This window comes from Pseudomonas sp. rhizo66 (assembly GCF_031931925.1).
GTDB lineage: Bacteria > Pseudomonadota > Gammaproteobacteria > Pseudomonadales > Pseudomonadaceae > Aquipseudomonas.
Genome location: NZ_JAUJWZ010000009.1, coordinates 82,985 through 101,915, shown reverse-complemented (window position 1 = coordinate 101,915; position 18,931 = coordinate 82,985). Strand labels below are relative to the sequence as shown.

Annotated in this window: 13 protein-coding genes; 6 read left to right on the top strand and 7 right to left on the bottom strand. The window is 60.8% G+C overall.

The features are described from left to right. Positions 1–142 precede the first annotated feature (142 nt). Positions 143–1,714 carry a sensor domain-containing diguanylate cyclase gene (locus tag QZR14_RS12935; RefSeq protein WP_311996773.1) on the top strand — a complete coding sequence of 524 codons (1,572 nt, stop codon included), beginning with the start codon at positions 143–145 and terminating at the stop codon, positions 1,712–1,714. 224 nt (positions 1,715–1,938) lie between these two features. Here QZR14_RS12935 and QZR14_RS12930 read toward each other — a convergent pair whose 3' ends face one another. Then, positions 1,939–2,238: a hypothetical protein gene (locus QZR14_RS12930; RefSeq protein ID WP_311996772.1), complete on the bottom strand. Its 300-nt coding sequence runs from the start codon at positions 2,236–2,238 to the stop codon at positions 1,939–1,941. A 186-nt stretch (positions 2,239–2,424) separates the two neighbouring features. Here QZR14_RS12930 and QZR14_RS12925 point away from each other — a divergent pair, with 186 nt between their 5' ends. Next, positions 2,425–2,865, top strand: a complete 441-nt coding sequence (locus QZR14_RS12925) for a carboxymuconolactone decarboxylase family protein (protein WP_250606916.1) — start codon at positions 2,425–2,427, stop codon at positions 2,863–2,865. 71 nt (positions 2,866–2,936) lie between these two features. On the opposite strand, the gene QZR14_RS12920 is transcribed toward QZR14_RS12925, so the two are convergent. Beyond that, on the bottom strand, positions 2,937–3,701 hold the full coding sequence (locus tag QZR14_RS12920; RefSeq protein WP_250606914.1) for an AraC family transcriptional regulator: 765 nt from the start codon (positions 3,699–3,701) through the stop codon (positions 2,937–2,939). A 98-nt stretch (positions 3,702–3,799) separates the two neighbouring features. On the opposite strand from QZR14_RS12920, the gene QZR14_RS12915 reads away from it, so the two are divergent. The 4 genes from QZR14_RS12915 to QZR14_RS12900 all read left to right on the top strand — a co-directional run bounded on the left by QZR14_RS12915 (position 3,800) and on the right by QZR14_RS12900 (position 12,706). After that, positions 3,800–4,933, top strand: coding sequence for an MFS transporter (locus QZR14_RS12915; RefSeq protein ID WP_311996771.1), 1,134 nt, complete (start codon positions 3,800–3,802; stop codon positions 4,931–4,933). 108 nt (positions 4,934–5,041) lie between these two features. Then, positions 5,042–6,769, top strand: coding sequence for a ShlB/FhaC/HecB family hemolysin secretion/activation protein (locus QZR14_RS12910; protein WP_311996770.1), 1,728 nt, complete (start codon positions 5,042–5,044; stop codon positions 6,767–6,769). Positions 6,770–6,866: 97 nt separating this feature from the next. Then, a complete protein-coding gene (locus QZR14_RS12905; protein WP_311996769.1) occupies positions 6,867–11,336 on the top strand; it encodes a hemagglutinin repeat-containing protein in 4,470 nt (1,489 codons plus the stop codon). 194 nt (positions 11,337–11,530) lie between these two features. Next, a complete protein-coding gene (locus QZR14_RS12900) occupies positions 11,531–12,706 on the top strand; it encodes a M20 aminoacylase family protein (RefSeq protein ID WP_311996768.1) in 1,176 nt (391 codons plus the stop codon). Here the strand turns inward: QZR14_RS12900 and QZR14_RS12895 are convergent. From QZR14_RS12895 to QZR14_RS12875, 5 genes are read right to left on the bottom strand one after another with little or no spacing between them, the layout of a single operon-like run. Continuing rightward, positions 12,703–13,884, bottom strand: coding sequence for an aminotransferase class I/II-fold pyridoxal phosphate-dependent enzyme (locus QZR14_RS12895; protein WP_311996767.1), 1,182 nt, complete (start codon positions 13,882–13,884; stop codon positions 12,703–12,705). The genes QZR14_RS12900 and QZR14_RS12895 overlap by 4 nt on opposite strands. Then, the gene (locus QZR14_RS12890; protein ID WP_311996766.1) at positions 13,881–14,711 is read right to left on the bottom strand and encodes a 2,3,4,5-tetrahydropyridine-2,6-dicarboxylate N-succinyltransferase; all 831 of its coding nucleotides are present in this window, start codon (positions 14,709–14,711) and stop codon (positions 13,881–13,883) included. The genes QZR14_RS12895 and QZR14_RS12890 overlap by 4 nt, the downstream gene beginning before the upstream one ends. After that, a complete protein-coding gene (locus QZR14_RS12885) occupies positions 14,712–15,971 on the bottom strand; it encodes a diaminopimelate decarboxylase (protein WP_311996765.1) in 1,260 nt (419 codons plus the stop codon). It lies immediately after the preceding gene. A 36-nt stretch (positions 15,972–16,007) separates the two neighbouring features. After that, positions 16,008–16,703, bottom strand: a complete 696-nt coding sequence (locus QZR14_RS12880; RefSeq protein WP_250606905.1) for a class I SAM-dependent methyltransferase — start codon at positions 16,701–16,703, stop codon at positions 16,008–16,010. Between the two features lie 16 nt (positions 16,704–16,719). Then, positions 16,720–18,117, bottom strand: a complete 1,398-nt coding sequence (locus tag QZR14_RS12875) for a hypothetical protein (RefSeq protein ID WP_311996764.1) — start codon at positions 18,115–18,117, stop codon at positions 16,720–16,722. Positions 18,118–18,931: the final 814 nt, after the last annotated feature.

Below are 18,931 nucleotides of genomic sequence, written 5' to 3'. Positions count from 1 at the left end.
GAACAGCGATCATCCAAATGCGCTGGGCGCCGATATACCTGGGCGGGAGCGGGGCGTTTGCCCCGTAGATTCCGGTGGGCTACGCTCACAAACATAAGGGTTCCCCGCTGGCGCCCTTGTCGTACCTGCCCAGGACTTGCTTTTGCCTATCCCCATTCACGATCCGTACCAAGCCCCCGGAGGCACCCTTAAACGCCTGCCGCTGCGCAAAGCGGCGGTGCTGTTTATCGTTGCGGTGGCGTTGTGCCTGTCCGGTTTGCTGTACCTGCAACTGGAGCAATCGCGGCGCCAGGATCTGGCCGTGGCGAAAGTGGCGTCGAGCAACCTGACCCGGGCGATGGCCCAGCAAGCTGAAGACACCTTCCTGGCTGCCGATCTGGTGATGACCAGCCTGGTCGACTGGATTCAGAATGACGGTTACGGCGCAGCGCAGAAGCCGCGTCTGCAGAAAACCTTCGCCCGGCGCGTGCAGCAACTGGAACAGTTGCACGGCATTTTTCTCTTCGACACCCAGGGCCAGTGGGTGATTACTTCGTTCCCCGATCTGCCCCATGGCAACGGCGTGGCGGATCGCGAGTATTTCAAGTTCCACCAGCAGAACGCCTCGACGCTGGCGCACATCGGCCCGGCGATTCGCAGCCGCGAGAACGGCGAGTGGGTCATCCCGATTTCCAAACGCGTCAATGATCACGCCGGTAATTTCCAGGGTGTGCTGATGGCAGGGATCAAGATGGCGTACTTCGACCGCTTCTTCGAAAGCTTCAGCCTCGACGATCAAGGCATCATGTTTCTCGGCTTGAGCGACGGCACCTTGCTTGCCCGCCGACCGTTTGATGAAAGCCTGATCGGGACGTCGCTGGCGCAGGGCCAGATCTATCAAACGTTGTTGCCGGAGGCGGCGGCCGGCACGGCGATGATCGATTCGGTGGTCGATGGCACTGTGCGGTTGTACGGCTATCGGCGCCTGTCGGCGTATCCTTTGGTAGTCTCGGCGGCGACGTCGCGCGACACGATTCTCAAGGGCTGGTACGAGCGCGCGTTCCAGTCGAGTTTGATAGTCGCGCTGGTGATTCTCGGCGTCGGCCTGTTTGGCTGGGTGTTCATTCATCAGGTGCGTGCCGGCGAACGGATCGAGAAAAACCTGCGCAAGGCCCAGCGCGCACTGGAGCAGATCGCGACCCACGACAGCCTGACCGGGCTGGCCAATCGACGTCTGTTCGAGCGATCCCTGGAGATCGAATTCGCCCGTGGCGCGCGGCAGGTGAGCCCCGTCAGTCTGATCATGCTCGATATCGATTTCTTCAAGCGCTACAACGATGCCTATGGCCACGTGGCCGGGGATCATTGTCTGACCCAGGTCGCTCAGGCGCTGCAGGCTTGCTGCCAGCGCAAGTCGGATCTGGCGGTGCGTTACGGTGGCGAGGAGTTTGCTGTGCTGTTGCCGGACACCGATATCAACGGTGCGCTGGCGATCGCCGGGCAGATTCGCCGCAGCGTGATCGACAAGCACATCATCCACAGCGGCTCGCCGACCGGGTATCTGACGGTGAGTCTGGGCTGCTATTCGTTTATCCCGAGCGGCAATGACAGCCTGGAAGTGTTTATCCAGCGCGCTGATGCGGCGTTGTATCAGGCAAAAAATGCCGGGCGCAATTGCGCGGCGGTGTTGTCGCTGGACAGTGAACCTGCCGAATTGATGCGCTCAGACCGCTAACCCAGAGCCTGGCACAAACCCTATGGGTGAGAGGGGATTGTGTGATTGTCGCAGGAACCTGTGGGAGCTGGCTTGCCAGCGATAAAGGTCGGTCAGTCAAGGAAGATGTTGACTGTGCTGACGCTATCGCTGGCAAGCCAGCTCCCACAGTGATTTTCATCAAGCCAAGGTTATGTGAATACCCATACAACCGAGGGTTTTCACCACGGGTGGCTCTTGTTCGTTCAGCCGCCAGTGCCACCGCCCGCACCGCCAGTCCCGCCACCCGCCGAACCGGTGCCGCCACCAGCCCCCGAGCCCGAACCGCTGGCCCCGCCATTGGTGCCAGTCCCGGAACCCATGCCCGAAGAACCGCTGCCACCGGAAGGCGCCCCTGGCGTGTTGTCGGGCGGCGTGGTTGTGCTGGTCGGTCCGCCGGATTTTGTGCCGGTAGCGTCAGCGCCGTCGTTGACGGCGAAGCTCGCGGTCGATGCCGTGGCCAGCAACCCGGCGAGGAATAACGAAGTGAGTTTGCGCGTGATCATGATCCGTCTCCACAAAGGGTCTGTACCTGACATTGGTCTGATGCGCCGAACCCTTGGTGCCGAATGGCTGACGAGCGGTCAGCGGGAGAACCGAGTGGCCTCCTGATCTTCGGCCATATTGGCTATTTGTCGAACCGGGTGGGAGGGCTAACGTAGCCACACATTCACTTGTTACCCGGAGCTACCATGCAACCTCGTGCCGATTTCTACACCGCTTCCCCTGACGCCCTGAAAGCAATGATGGCCCTGGAAACTGCCGTTTCGAAGCTGCCGCTGGAAAAGACCCTGATCGAACTGGTCAAGCTTCGTGCTTCGCAAATCAACGGCTGCGCCTTCTGCATCGACATGCACACCACTGATGCGATCAAGGGCGGTGAAACCCCGCGTCGCCTGTTCGCGGTGACCGCCTGGCGTGAAGCGCCGTTCTTCAGCGACCGCGAACGCGCCGCGCTGCTGTGGACCGAATCGCTGACGCAACTGAGCCTGACTCACGCCCCGGACGAAGATTACGACGTGGTTGCGGAGCAGTTCACGCCCAAAGAAATGGTCGACCTGACCGTGGCGATCAACACCATCAACAGCTGGAACCGTCTGGCGGTGGGCTTCCGCAAAATCCCGCAGGCTTAAGCTTCAACGCATAACCCCTGTGGGAGCGAGCAGGCTCGCTCCCACAGGGGGCAATGGGCATGGCGAGTTGCTCACTTGAGCCAGTGGCCCGGTGTGCTGCCAGTCATCGATTTAAAGAAGGCGATGAAGGCGCTGTCGCTGGCGAAACCCGATTCGAACGCGCAGTAACTCAGGCTGCGCCCGGTGGCGAGCAATTCCATCGCGCGCATCAAGCGCCACTGCTGGCGCCATTGCTGATAACTCATGCCGGTTTCGCGCTGGAAGATTCGCCCGATGGTGCGGCTGCTGGCGCCGATCTGTTGTTCCAGCACTTGCAGCTCCGGCGGCAGCCGTTCGGGCGTTTTCAGCAGTGGCGCCAGGCGTTTGTCCCGAGGTAATGGCAACAGCATCGGCTGCTGCGCCGCTTCAGCGATTTCGCTCAGGCACAGGCCGAGCAGGTGGGCGAGTTTGCCTTGCTGCCAATCGCTGGCGAAATCCGCCAGCGCCATCGGTTCCAGCACCGCACGCAACAACGGGCTGACTTCAATCACGCAAACCTGCTGCGGCAGTGCGCTGCACAGTTCGGCGATCAAGTAGATCGAGCGGTAATCGACGCTTTGCTGCATCACCGCGCGATGGCTGACACCCGGCGGAATCCACGCTGCCCGCGATGGCGGCAGCAGGCACAGTTGCTGCGCCAGGGTAATCCGCGTGCAGCCCTGGCGCGTGTACAGCAGTTGCCCGCGTTGATGGCGGTGCAGGCCGGAATCGTGATCGCCCAAGGTCGAGGCGATACCTATCACTGGCGCGTCATAGCGATCTGCATCAAACGTTGCGTGGGCGTCGAGCCAGGCCATGGGTTGTCCGATTTCAGCGATAAATTGGCAGGATCTGGATAATACGCCAGTCAGCGATTCTTAAACTCCTCGGCGGTTTATGAGAGGAGTGATGAAGGATGCACAACAGAAATTTCTTGCTACTGACGATTGCGCTGCTGATGTTCCCGCAAATCGCGCAAACCCTGTACAGCCCGGCGCTTGGTGATATCGGGCGGGTGTTTAACGTTGGCCCGCAAGCCGCCGCGCAGACGTTGTCGGTGTATTTCCTCGCGTTTGCCGTCGGGGTGGTGGTGTGGGGACGTTTGTGTGATCGCATCGGTCGACGCCCGGCGATGCTCGCCGGTTTGGCGATCTACGCCGCTGCCACACTTTTCGCTCTGCGGGTCAGCACGTTCAACGGCTTGTTATTGGCGCAGATGTTGGCGGCGTTCGGTGCGGCGGTAGGCTCGGTGGTCACCCAAACCGTGCTGCGTGATCGTTACAACGGCGTAGAACTGGCGCAGGTGTTTTCCCTGGTGGGCATCGCGCTGGCGGCCAGCCCGGCGCTCGGCTTGTTCAGCGGCGCCAGCCTGGTGCAGGCCTTCGGGTATCGCGGTGTGCTTGGCGCCTTGTTGTTATTGGCAACGCTGTTGTGGTTGTGGAGTTGGTACACCTTGGCGGAAACCCGGCCACAGCCAACTCTGCATGTCGGTCTGTTCGAAACCCTCGGGCGCATGCTGGGTGATCCGGGTATCTGGCGCTCGGCACTGTGGATCGCTTCCTTCAACGTGGCGCTGTTCAGCTATTACAGCCTGGCTCCGTTCATGTTCCAGCGATTGGGTGTGGACGCCAGTGTGTTCGGTTACAGCGGTGTGATCCTCGCACTGGGCTCAGGTTTTGGCGCATGGCTCAACCGACGTTTAATAACGGCCGGGATCAAGGCATTGCAGCTGATTCGTCTCGCGGCAGGCATCGCTTTGCTCGGTGGAGTAGGGGTGTGGTCGCTGCAAGGCAGTGTCGCGTTCGTACTGCCGATGCTGCTGGTGGTGTTGGCGTTTGGCCTGGCGATCCCGAACATTCTTGGTTCTGCCCTGACCGATTACGATGATCGGTTGGGCACCGCCGGGGCGTTGTTGGGCTTGATGTATTACCTGCTGATCGGCGCCGGGCTGATGCTCGCTGGCTGGTTTCAAGCCCTCGGGGAAACCCTGATAACGTGCAGCGCCGTGGCGTTGCTGCTGACAATAAAGCCAGGCAAAGCAATTGTTTAAGAAATGTAAGCGCTGTAGGAAGCGTCTTGCTTTTGTGTGGGATGGCTCCGACTATCACGATCATTGATGACATGGCATTACGCCATTTGATGATCGCAAGGAAGTTGCGTGCCGTTTCCGTTTTGCGCTGTTTTTCGTCGTTGTTCCACGCGTTGCCCGCTGCTGTCGGCCTTTGTGTTGAGTGTGTGTGTCTCCTCGATTGAAGCTGCCGAACCTGTCGCGCCGGGCCAGGAAGTGCTGCGCCAGCAGCAACAGCAACAACGCGATTTGCAACAACTGCAACTTGAGCAAAGAAAGCGGCAGTTGCAGCGCGGCGCGTTCGGCCCGGCGCCGGTCACCCCGGCCATACCGCCAACCGTCAGCGCCGATGAGCGTTGCTGGCCGCTGAGCGGTGCGCGCATCGGTGGCGTCACGCTGATCGACAGCGACAAACTCAACGCGCGGATCAAACCTCTGCTGACGCCGTGCATGGGCGTCGGCCAGATCAATCATCTGCTGGCGACCATCACCGCGATCTACGTCGACAAGGGTTACATCGCCAGCCGCCCATACTTGGTCAGCGCGCCGGCAGCGGGGCAGTCGCTGGATATCCGCATTGACGAAGGCTACATCGAGTCCATCGAACTGGCCGATCAGAGCTTGCCGGTGTCCCTCGGCGGGGCGTTTCCGAACATGCTCGGCGAGCCGTTGAACCTGCGCGATCTGGAGCAAGGCCTGGATCAATTGAATCGCCTGCGCTCGATTGATCTCACCGCCGACATCGCCCCTGGCAGCCAGCCCGGTGCTTCGCGGATCATCCTGCGTTCGCGCACCGCCGCGCATTCGCGCTGGGCCTTGAACGCGGGGTTCGACAACCTCGGCAGCGCCAGCACCGGACGGGATCGCGACACGGTCAGTCTGAGCTTCGACAGCCCGCTGCAACTCAACGACTTGTTGAGCCTCAGCGTCAGCGACACCCTTAATCAGGGTGACCGCTACAGCCGCAACGCCAGTCTGTATTACGCGATCCCTTACGGCTACTGGACCTACAGCGTGTTCGCCAGCCACGCCGAATACCGCGCGCCGTTCAAACTGCCGAGCGTGACCTTTCACAGCACCGGCATCACCGATCAACTCAGCCTGCGCGCCGACCGTGTGTTGTGGCGCGACCAGAGCCGTCAGCTCAGCGCCAACCTGCAACTGGCGCACAAGGATGTCGACAGCTACTTGCAAGACGTACGCCTCGGCATTCAGAGCCCGACCCTGACCGTGGCCGAGGCCGGACTCAATCTGTTCTGGCTCGACCGCGCGGTGTGGAACCTCGACGTCAATTACGCCCAAGGGCTGCGCTGGTTTGGCGCCGACGATGACTCGCGGCATCAGATCAACAACCTGCCCAAGGCGCAGTTTCGCAAGTACCGCGCCGGCCTCAGCCAGTGGCGCAATGGTCAGCTTGGCGCGCAGGTCTGGCAGTGGCAGAGCCAACTCAATGTGCAGTACAGCCCGGACCCGTTGCCGGCCATCGAACAGTTGCTCGGCACCGACGATTCGGCGGTGCGCGGCTATCGCGTCAGCAGTGCTTCCGGCGCCAGCGGCGCGATCTGGCGCAACACCTTGCGCTTGCCGCTGCGCAGTGAATGGCCGCTGCAGATCACCCCGCGCGTGGGCCTCGATCATGGCTGGATCAAGGCTGATCACGGTGCGCAGGGTCAACGCCTGAGTGGCGCCAGTGTCGGCCTGAATCTGGGCTGGAAGAACCTGCAAGTGGACGTCGATTACCAACGCGCCCTCAACACCACGAGCGGTTTGCAGCACGAGCCGCAAACCTGGCTGATGCGAGTCGGCCTGCAAATCTGAACAACGCAGTGAACAAACAGCCGTCGGAGCTGAGCGCGTCAGCCACGGCCAAGACTAAACGCGCGACGTGATGCCGTACTCACATGGAGACGTTTTTATGCCAGCACACACCTTTGCATTTCATCTTTCGCCTCGGGGCAAATTGCGCTGGGCGATTGCCAGCCTGTTCTTCGCCGTGCACCTGCCGAGCGCGCTCGCCGGCGGCGTCGTGGTCGCACCTGGCCCCGGCGGCACCGCGCAATTGCAGACCCAGGGCGGTGTGCCCATCGTCAACATCGTCGCGCCCAACGGTTCGGGCCTGTCGCACAACCAGTTCCTCGACTACAACGTCGACCGTCAGGGCTTGGTCCTGAACAACGCCTTGCAGGCCGGGCAATCGCAACTGGCCGGGCAATTGGCAGCCAACCCGCAACTGCAAGGTCAGGCGGCGAGCGTGATCCTCAACGAAGTGATCAGCCGCAATCCTTCGGCCATCAACGGTGCGCAGGAAATCTTCGGTCGTCCCGCCGATTACGTGCTGGCCAACCCCAACGGCATCTCGGTCAATGGCGGCAGCTTCATCAACACGCCGAATGCCAATCTGGTAGTCGGTCGCCCGGAATTGAATGACGGCAAACTGCAAAGTCTGAACAGCCGCGACGCCAGCGGTCAGTTGCAGATTCACAGCGGCGGTCTGCGTAACGGCGAAGGTTCGATCAACCTGATCGCGCCGCGTATCGACAGCCAGGGTGCGATCACCGCGCGCGATCAGTTGAATCTTACGGTCGGGCGCAATCAGGTCGACTACGCCAGCGGTCAGGTGAAAACCGTGGATCCAGCGGGCAACACCGCTGATCAACGCATCGACGCCAGCCTGTTCGGCGCGATGCAGGCCGGGCGCATCAATATTGTCAGCACCGCCGAAGGTGCCGGCGTGCGGGTGGGCGCGGTGCAAGTCGCCGGGCGTGACGGCGTGCAGATTCGTTCCGCCGGTGACTTGAGTATCAGCGGTGAAGCCGTGGCCAACAGCCTTGACGTGACCCGTGCCGGTATCCGTAGCAGTCAGGGCGATGTCGGCTTGCACAGCGGCAAGGATCTGACCTTGGCCGCTACTGACGTCAGCGCTCGCGACGTCACCGTCGAGGCGAAACGCAACCTGACTCTGTCCACGGTCGAAAGCCGCAAACTTCAGGAAAAGCGCGAAAACTGGAACAACAGCACCATCGGCATCACCTGGGAAACCTACGACCGTACTCAGACCGACAGCGAGTCGCGTCAGCACGGTAGCCAGATTATCGCCAGTCGCGACACCAGATTGTTGTCCGGTAAAGACACCGAACTGAAAGCCGCCAAGGTCGAAGCGACGAAGCATCTCGACGTGCACAGCGGCGGCGATCTGCGCTTGAGCGCCGCCACTGAAAGCCACACGCAAACCGATCAAGGCAACCACCGCAAACACCTGTGGAAAGCCGATTGGAACAGCAGCAGCGAAGAGCAGCGCAGTGTCACCAGCCAGTTGAAGGCCGGCAACATTGCCCTGCAAACCGCCGCGTTGTTGCGCTCCGAAGGCGCCGAGTTGAGCAGCGCCGGCGACGTGCAACTGGCCGGTAAGCAGGTGGAAATCACCACCGCCACAAGAACCGATCGCAGCAGCGACAACCGCTATTCCGGTGACCTGGTCGGCGGTGGTTTCTTCGGCAAGACCGGTGATGCCGACAAGGGCAAGACCCAGCATCAGGGCAGCAAGGTCAACGCCAGCGGCAAGTTGACCGTCAAGGCTGACGACGTGCGCATCAGCGGCAGCCAAGTGCGTGGCGGCACCGACGCCAGCGTGATCAGCGACAAGGGTTCGCTGGTGATCGACGGTGTGCAGGACACCTCGCACAGCAACAACCACGACAAGGACAGCAAATTCTTCGGCATCACCAAGGACGAATCGCGGCAGAACAGCCAGGACAGCAGCACCGTGCGCAGTGAACTGGTGTCCGACAGCAACCTCAAGCTCAAGAGTGCCAAGGACATCGAGGTGGCGGGCTCGACGGTCAAGGCTGACGGAGCACTGACGGCCGACGCAGCCGGTGACGTCAATGTGCATTCTGCGCAGAACACGTCTGACAGCAGTTCCACCACGCAAACCCGTGGCTTCGATGCGTACGCCAAAGAGCAAACGCCCGAGCAGTATCGCGCCGGGATTCACTACGAAGACAAGCAACAAACCGTGACCCGCAACGATGTCACCCAGCAAGGCTCCAGCCTCAGCGGCGGCAGTGTGCAGGTGAAGGCCGGCGGTGACGTCACGCTCAAAGGCGCGGAGGTCAAATCCACCGCCGGCGACACGACGTTGAGCGGCAAAAATGTCTCGTTGCTCGCCGAAGCGGACAGCCACAAAACCACCACCGACACCTCCAGCACCGGCGGTGGTTTCTACTACACCGGCGGCCTCGACCGCGCCGGCAGTGGCGTCGATTTCGCCCACGGCACGACGCAGGATTCGATCGGCAAAACCACCGCGCAAACCACTAGCGTGCAGAGCAACGGCGGCCTGACCATCAATGCCGACAAACTCGCCACCGAGGGCGCGCAGCTCAAGGCTGGCAACGGTCTGAATATTGCCGCCAACGAAGTCGACAACCGTGCGGCCAGCAACACTGACAGCAGCACGCATAAAGAGAGCAACTGGTCGGCGGATATCGGCGCTAACGTCGAGTACAAAGACATCGTTCGGCCGATCGCTGGCGCGGTCAAGGACGTGCTCAACGGCAAGGTGCCGGACAAGGACTCGCTGGCCAGTCTCGGTCAGCCGAATGTCGGTGTCGACGTTGCGGTCGGTCACGGCAGTGCCAGCAACACCGAGCAGAGCAGCAACGCCGTGGTCAGCCGTTTTGACGGCGGCTCCGTCGATGTGAAAACCACCGGCACGCTGCACGACCAAGGCACCCAATACAACGCCAGCGCCGGCCAAGTGAACATCAGCGCTGACCAACTGCTTGCCGACGCCGCGAGCAACACACACAACAGCAGTGCCAACGCGGTGGATGCCGAGGTCGACGTGCGCGTCTACACCAAGACCGGTGAAGACGTGAATGTCGCCGGCAGCGGCGCGGGTGGCAGCAGTGCGTCGAGCAAGGACAGCTCCAGCGCCGTGGTCGGCGCTTACGCCGGCAGCCAGGGGGTGAACATCAAGGTCGGCGGCGATGCGCAGTTCGAAGGCAGCCGTTTCGACGGCGGGCAGGGCGGTGTGAGCATCAAGACTGGAGGTGATCTGGCGCTGAATCAGGCCAATGACCGGCAGAGCAGCAATGACAGCAGCCTGCGCGGCAATGGCTCGCTGACGGTCGGCACCTTGCCGGGCACCGATGGCACCAACGTCGATCTCGGCGCCGGGTTCCAGCTCGATCACACCGGCAAGCAAAGCACTGACACCCAGGCCCATGTGGCGAGCATCAGCGGCAACGGCCCGGTGCAGTTCAGCGGCGGCGGCAATCAGGTTCTGCAAGGCACGAAAATCGACAGCGCTGGCACCATCGATCTGCACGCCGACGGCAAGCTCGATCTGCAAGCGGCCACCGACACCCACACCGCCACCGGCAGCAACCTCGGCGGCGGCTTGAAGGGCGGCGGCAGCAAAACCAGCAGCGAGAAGAGTCGCGATCAGGGCGGCAATCTGAGTGGCAACTTCAATATCGGTCGGGTCAACGAGGATTCGAAAACCCTTACCGGTGGTCAGCTCAGCAGCCAGACCGGCGTCGTGTTGAGCGGGGAATCGATTCACCTGCAAGGCACTCAGGTCGGCGCACCGAACGTCAGCATTGATGCGCAGAAGGGCGGCTATGTGCAGGAGTCGGCGCAGTCCACCGTGAACCGCAATAACTGGAATGTCGCGCTGAATGCCGGCGGTAACTTGAGCAGCAAAAAACCGACCGCCGAGGATGAAAAAGCGAGCAGCGATCACGGTTTCAATGCCGGGGCCAAGGTTGGCGTGGATTACCTGCAGGGCAGCACCCAGCAGAACAGCCAGATCAAGGCTGACAGCGTGGTGTTGAACAGCGCCGCGGATGCACAACTGGCGGGGGCGCGGATCGACGCTAAAGATGTCAGCGGCAAGGTCGCGGGTGATCTGACCGTTGCAAGCCGTCAGGATTCGAGCAACCACGCCAAGGTCGATGTCGATCTGGGGCTGACCGCGAAGAAAAATCCACCGAGCGACAAGGAAAAACTCGCCGGCACCGACTACAAACCGACACTGAAAGCGCAGGGCGAATATGCACACAAGGACAGCGTTGCGCAGGCGTCTGCGATCAGTGCCAGCCAGGGCGTGAACCTCGCAGTGGGCGGCGGCACGCAACTGACTGGCGCGCGGATTTTGGCAACGCAAGGCAAGGTTGATCTGGGGGACTCGAAGGTCGTCAGTACTGACCTGAACAACCTCGATTACAGTGTGACGGCCGGGTTGGAATTGCCACAGAAGAAGGAAGAAAACGCACCGAAGGTTTCCCTTGAAAACGGCAATCTGAAGGTCGGCCCCGTCACGCTGAGCGGGCATCTGAACGGCCAGTCCCTGCAAGCGGGGATCGACGAAAGAGGCTAAACCCGAAGGGTGGTGGTTGTGGCGCATCGTCATCCACCACCACCCCTGCGGGAGCGGGTCAGCCCGACTCTCACTCAAGCATGGTGAGCTCAAAAAGCAGCAGTGTTCATGACGTGCATCGGTGCCAGTTGCGAAGTTCAATTACACAGAATAGTGTGGCGACTCAGAGCAACTCCAGGGACAGGAACGTCACGATGGCAACGGAAACGGATTTCGCACTGCAGGAACAAATGATCGGCTGGCGTCGCTGGCTGCATCAACATCCGGAAGCGGGTTTTGCCGAGCGCAAGACCAGCGCTTTCATCGCAGAGATATTGCGCAGCTTTGATTTGCAACCGCATATCGGCATCGGCGGTACGGGTGTCGTCGCAACCATCGAAGGCGAGCGACCAGGTATCGAGATTGCACTGCGCGCCGACATGGATGCGCTGCCCATCCAGGAAGAAAACACCTTTGCCCATCGCTCAGTCCACGACGGCTGGATGCATGCCTGTGGCCACGACGGCCATAGCGCCATGCTGTTGGGCGCTGCCCGCCAATTGGCGGCAGATCGCAGTTTCGCCGGCAAAGTGCATCTGGTGTTTCAGCCGGCCGAGGAAATCGGCACGGGTGCGAAGGCGATGATGACGGCGGGTCTGTTCGAGAAATTCCGCGCTGAGTGCGTCTACGGTCTGCACAACTGGCCCGGTCTTGCGACCGGTCGATTCGTGGTTCACCACGGTGCGGCGATGGCGGGGGCGAGGCCGTTCGAAATGGTTGTCAGCGGTTGTGGTTGCCATGCGGCGATGCCTCACCAAGGCGCCGATCCGTTGCTGGCCGCGGCCCATTTGGTGACTGCGTTACAGAGCATCGTCTCGCGCAATATCGACCCTGCCGATGCGCTGGTTCTCAGTGTCACTCAGTTCCACGCCGGCGATACCCACAACATCGTTCCCGACACTGCACGGCTGGGCGGCACCATGCGTTACTTCCGCCGCGAGGCCGGCGAGATCGCATCGCGTCGAATGGCCGAGATGGTCGAGCAGTTGGCCGCCGGGATGGGGGTTCGAGCGTCGCTGAAGTTTTTCGAGTTCGGCTCGCCGCCGCTGATCAACAGCGCCGTGCATGCGGATCATTGCGTTGCTGCTGCCAGTGCTGTTGCGGGCCGCGAAAACGTGGGTACCGGGGTCGCACCGAGCATGACCGGGGAGGACTTCGCCTTCATGCTCGAGCGCAAACCCGGTGCCTACATCTGGATCGGCAATGGCTCGGCTGAAGGCGGCTGCTCGTTGCACAACCCGCGTTATGACTTCAATGACGAGATCATGCCACTGGGCGTTGCCTATTGGGTTGCGCTGGTCCGCCAACGCCTGCAGCCAGTCGAACGTTAACTGCCCACAAGTCCGGCCCTGAGGCGCAGCAGGGCCTGGCGCATGACCGGTTCCTGATGAACCAGTGCAATGCGCACGAACGCTTTTCCGGGGTTGGCACCCTTGGCGTCTTCATGACACAGGTAGCGACCAGGCATCACACGCAAACCCTGTTCGCTCCAGAGTCGGCGCGCGACCTCTTCACCATCGCCGACCGCCAGCCACAGGAAAAACCCGGCATCGGCGCGACGGTAATCGGGTACTGCGGTGAGGTACTCGTCGGCCAGATCCCAATTGCACTGCAGTGCCTGTAGCTGACGCTGCACATGAGTTTCATCGTGCCAGAGCGCTGCGCCCGCGCTGCACACCGGCCAGGCCAGTGAGACTCCGCAACTGCGGTTGAAGCCGGCATAAGCAGCGACGCTGGACGGATCGCCGGCAATGAAACCACTGCGCAAACCCGGTGCCGCCGAGCGCTTCGAGAGGCTGTGTAAAACCACGAACGGGCAGGGCGCAACCGCATCGGCTTCCACCAGGCTGAGATAGCCGGGGGGTGGTGAGTGCCGGACGAGATCGGTGTAGCACTCGTCGACCAATAACGTCGCCTGGGCGTGAAAGGCCATGTGGCTGAGGCTGATCAATGTGCTGGCAGGCAGTATGTTGCCCAGCGGATTGCCAGGGTTGCACAGCACCAGCGCCGCGATGCTGTCACCGGCCTGATCCAGTTGGTGGGCGAGACTGGCCAACAGGTCAGCGTCGTTCACGTCATAAAACAGTGCTTGCGCACCGGCGGCATCGGTGGCCGCGACATACGTCGGGTAAAACGGATTGGGCAGGACCACTACTGGTGCTTTTACGCCACGTGCCCGTGCACGGGTCACGGCGAGCGCGATGCAGGTGGCGACGGCCTGTTTGGTGCCCGGCGTAGGTTCGATGGCGATACGGTCTTCTTCGAGACAGGCTCGCACGCCGAAGCGACGTCGTAGCCAATCACTGTAGGCTTCACGCAATTGCGCAGTGCCGGACAGAGGCGGGTAGCGCGTCCACTGGTCGAGTTCGCACAGTGGCGCCAGCAGTGGTGTCGGATCCCCAAGCCGGGTTTCGCCCAGGTGCAGGGCGATGACCGGCTGCCCGGTCGCGGACGGCAGGTCATCCAGCAGGCTTTGCAGTCTGGCGAAGGCATTGCCTGCGGCGGTCATCGGCTTAGCTCTCTGACCAGATCGTTGAGCGAGGTTTTGGATCGGGTGCGCTCATCGACATATTTCACGATTACCGCACAGGCCAGGGATACTCCCGGCAATTTCGGGTCAGCGCGGTTACCGGCGATCACCACCGCATTGGCCGGGACTTCGCCGAAGCGCACGTCGCCGGTTTCGCGGTCGACGATCGGGGTCGAGGCGCCAAGGTAGACGCCCATGCCAATTACCGCACCGTTACGCACGATCACCCCCTCGGCGACCTCGCTGCGGGCACCGATGAACACGTTGTCCTCGATGACCACCGGATTGTTGCCGATCGGTTCGAGCACGCCGCCCAGACCCACGCCACCGGAAATATGGCAACGTGCGCCGACCTGCGCGCAGGAACCGACAGTCGACCAGGTATCGATCATGGTGCCTTCGCCGACATAAGCGCCGATGTTGATAAAGCAGGGCATCAGCACCGCACCCGGAGCGATGTACGCGCCCGCTCGGACCACCGCGCCGGGCACTACGCGGATACGTGCGTCGCGGAACGCGGCGTCATCCCAGTGCTCGAATTTGAGGGGTAGTTTGTCGTAGCTTTTCGGCCGCCATGGAGCGGTTTCGCCCACATGGTTTTCGCGGGTGAGGAACGACAGCAGGATGAGTTTTTTGACGAACGTATCGGCGACCCACTGGCCGTCTTCCAGGCGCGCTGCGCGCAGTTCACCACTTTCCAGTCTGGCGAGGCCGTCTTCGATGACTGGCACCAGCGCCAGCAGCTCGGCAGACGTTAGTTGCGAACGCCGTTCAAAGGCTTCTTCAATCAATGCACGGTTACTCATTTAACGATCCTTGTGAGGGTTGAAGACGTCGACGGGTTGCCATTGAACCGGGCCGGTATGGTCGTCGAAGGTTTCCGCGCGACGGATTTCCACGACATCGCCGTTGTCAGTCAACATCAGTTCTGCCGGGCGCAGCCGGCCGTTGTAGGTAAAACCCATGGCATGGCCGTGGGCGCCCGTGTCATGAATCAGCGCCAGGTCGCCGATGGCCGGCGTCGGCAAAGGGCGATCGATGGCGAACTTGTCGAAGTTTTCGCACAACGCGCCCACCACATCGAACACGCCTTCAGGGCGTTGGCTGGCGAAAGGTAAAGTCAGGTGGTGGTAGGCACCGTACAGTCCGGGACGCATCAGCGCGGACATCGAGGCGTCGAGACCGACGATTTCCCGGCCTTTGCTGCAGCGGTTGATTACCCGCGATACCAACACCCCATGCGGGCCGGTAATGAAACGGCCCAACTCCATCAGGAGTTTCGGCGTGTTACGCGGGAAGGCTTGCTTGAGCGCTTGTTTCAGCGCGGTGGCGTAGGCGTCCAGATCAAGTGCCTGGTCATCGGTGCGGTAAGGAATCCCCAGGCCCCCACCGATATTGATGTACTCGAATTCGATGGCGGCCTCGCGCGCTACACGTGCAGCCACTTCGATCACTTGCACACCGGCCTGCACCGCAGCCTCCAGTGACAGCTCATTCGCGCACATCATGCCGTGGATACCAAAACGTCGGGCACCCAGGTCATAGGCCTGGCGATAGCTTTGCACCAGATCGGCATCGGGCACGCCGAATTTCGATTGTTGTGCGTTGCCCATCTGTGATGAGCGGGCGATGACCCCATGAGGTGAAACGCGGAACCCGACAATCTCGGGCAAAGTCGCCACTCGGTCGAGCATGCTGCGGTCATCGAAGGTAATCAGGGCTCCGGCGTCGAGCGCCATCTGGTATTCGCCGAGCGCGGTATTGTTGGAGGTGAAGACAATGTCGTCGCCCCGCGCACCCAGTCGTTCGGCCAGCATCAGCTCGACCGGCGAGGAGCAATCCAGCCCGCTGCCCTCTTTGAGCAGCAGGGCCAGAATCGCTGGAGTGGGCAGCGCCTTGACCGCGAAGTACTGACGAAACGCGCTGTCGGCGAAAGCCTGCGCGACGCGTCGATGAGTCTGGACGATGGCGCGCTCATCGTAGAGATGAAAGGGCGTCGGGTAACGTGTCGTCAACTCATCAAGCAGGGGGAGCAAACGTCGGGCGAAGCTTTCGGATATTGGCACAGCAGGTTTCTCCTCGCGGCGCAGGGGGCGGACGGGTCAGGGCACCAGAGCGACGCACATGGTGCGATTGCGCAGGCCACTGATCGGGCGCGTGTAGGGAAAGTAGTACGACTCCTGGATCTCGAAGCCGGCTTCAATCAGTGCATCACGCAGGTAGTCCCTGGAAATGAACCAGAAACCATCGACCTTATCGTGGGCAGCAAACAGCGCCTCGGGATCGCGTGGCGAGTCATTGGAGAACACCAGAACCGTGCCGGAGTCCAGGTTCAGTTCCTTGAGCTTGTCGAAGGTCGGCTTGAGTTCCAGTTCGGGATGGAACAGGTGTCCCAGCAAGCCATCGGCGTAGACCGACTTGACCCCGGCGAGGGAGCCGGGCTCCAGCTTGAAAAAGTCGACCTTGTGCGCATCGACGCCTTTTTTGCGACTCAGGGTCACGGCTTCGTCGTTGAAGTCGATGGCCCTGACCTGACGCTTGGCCTCCACCAGATCGCCCTCGACAAATCCGTTGCCACAGCCAATGGAGAAAATCGTTGCACCTTCCTGGGTGAGCGATTTCAGCTTGAGACCCAAGTGCGAGCGATATTCCGGGCTGTAGGTAGACGGTGTAATCGAGTCGTTGAAGGCTCCACCCTGTTCCCAGATCTCATAGATGGTGGCGTTGCTGTCGCCAAACTTACGGTAGGTGCCGTAGTAATCTGTCACCTGTTGGAGGTCCTGCATCGGCTTCGTCATCTCTGTCTCTCCTTGTCTAGAGTCGGGCTTGCGCGCGAGTTGCGTCGCAGTCCGTGGGTACACGCACAGGCTCTTGCACGTATTCGATGGACTGCGCCGGCGCGTTGGCCAGCGCAGTAACCAGTGGCTGCAACGGCTGGGGCCGTGCGGGTCCGTAGCACTGGTAAAAGGCAACGGCCGCCGCAGGGTCGCCGCCGAGCAGGGCATCCGCCAGCACTCTGGCCAGCGAACGCAAACCGGCCAGCAGGGCACCGTGATCGACCACCAGTTGTGGATGCTGCGGGTCATCCTGGCGCAGCGTCAGGGCACCGAGCTGGACGAAGTACGACAGCTGCAGGTACATGCCGTCGCAATCGGGAAAAAGGCCAAGTCCGCGGTTGAGGTAGCGCAGGCATTCGCTCAGGTAATACTCAATCACCTGCTCGGGCGGAATCTGCAGGGCAGGCGCCCACACCTGGGCCAGAATGAGGATGCCGTAGACATCCGCTGCCACCTCTTGCAGCACCACCGATGCCCAGCGGTCGGCACTGTTCAGCGGGGTGTAATCGGTGGCCGGGCGATGGACGAAATGGCCCAGCTCATGGCTGAGCACGCCCAATGCAGGTATGCGTCGCAGGTGTTCGCCAGTCGGGTCATAGTGTTTGCCGGTCGACAGGAACTGCCGGGCCAGTGGTGCCGCCAAATGCTCGACCATGGCCGCGTGGGTATTGGCGAAATAGTAGGTTTTCTTGAACGGCGAACGTTTGACGCCTTCATCTTCGGGCAGGAAGTAGGCGATATGCTTGGGGTGCAGATTGCCTTCACCGGCCATGAAAAAAACATCGGTGGCGGCGAAGGCCGGCAACTCACCCAGGCGCAGGTTGGTGTGCAACTGCTTGAGGTAGGCGGGGATCTGATCCACCAGGCTCATGGCCAGTTCCACGTCCTCTTGTCGCGCTTGATTGCGTCGGCAGCCAAAGGCTGTCGGCAGCCCACCAAGTTGCTTGCCGTACCAGGTGGCAATCTGCCCGGCGACCAGGGAAACCTCTTCTTGCAGGCCGGCGAGGGTCTTGAGTATCTCGTCGTTGTAGCCGTGCTCAATGGCCTTTGTCCTGAGCTGTACAGCTTGGCGATCATGAGCTCGCTCGAGGTCGTTTTCCAGCGCACGCAGCGCTTGCGCCACGGCGCCGGGGTCGCTGAAACGGGTGCGTTCTGCCACGCCATGGAGCTTGGCGCTGCGCCATTGATCATCGACTGCGGTCTTCAGCGCCTCCAGTCGTTCTAGCCAGGCAGCGTCTTGACGAGGGTTAGCCGGCGCAAGATCAAGCAGAGTCAGGTTGTAGTTGCTCGCTGGCGGCCAGAAAGGACTGCGATAACCGCGGTAGGAGGTGGCCTTGGCAAGATTGCCCGAATAGTCGAACCGATTCACGCTCATTACTCCCTCTACGTATTGATGTACGGCAGCGCACACTCAGCCTGCAGACAGGCGCAAGTAAGCACGTACTCAGTAACTGGACGATGTTCCGGGCGGGCATGACTAATTATTCACGGCGCATGTCGGTAACAGCGCGCCAAGTGCGTTGATTAGTTAGGCTTTGCCTGGAATGACTGGCTGATCGAAAGCCGTGCTGGCACTAACGTCCAGGTGCAAAAGCAACTGGACGACGCAGCAATAAAGACGTGTAGAAGACTGGCAGATGAATATCCATATACATTCCTTGAGTCACATTCCATGTGAAGGTGTGGCACACAGGGCACCACGCTGCTTGCCGTGGAGCATAACAGCGAATTTTTTTTTACGACAAGTAGGAAGAATTAAAAAAAACTCAAAGAGATCAAGTAATCGCTTTGGCAAAACAAAAAACTCTTTAAATTTTATGCAGTTGGTTGCTGAATAATTTTTTGATTGATTTGTTTTGAACTCTCGGGACAGGCTGTGTTACGCGCGTCCTGATGATAAGGAGCGGAAAAATGGCAAATTAAGTTGTGCGCTTTTTTAGTGCGGCAATCTCTTTATTGTGTCGCTGCGCGCCGAAATGGTGCGCTTGCGAATGGCTTGGAGTTTGCGCAAATTACTTTGGGTAATAAGCACCTTCAATCAGGTTATTTGTCATTAACAAGGCACTTGTCAGGAATGTATTGCTTGAAGTAGCTTGTGCTCCGGCTGAACAGACATATTGAAATTCGAAACGTGCAATTGTTTTTGTCAGTCCGTGCGGCACATTGATCTACATGGAACAGGCTTCGTC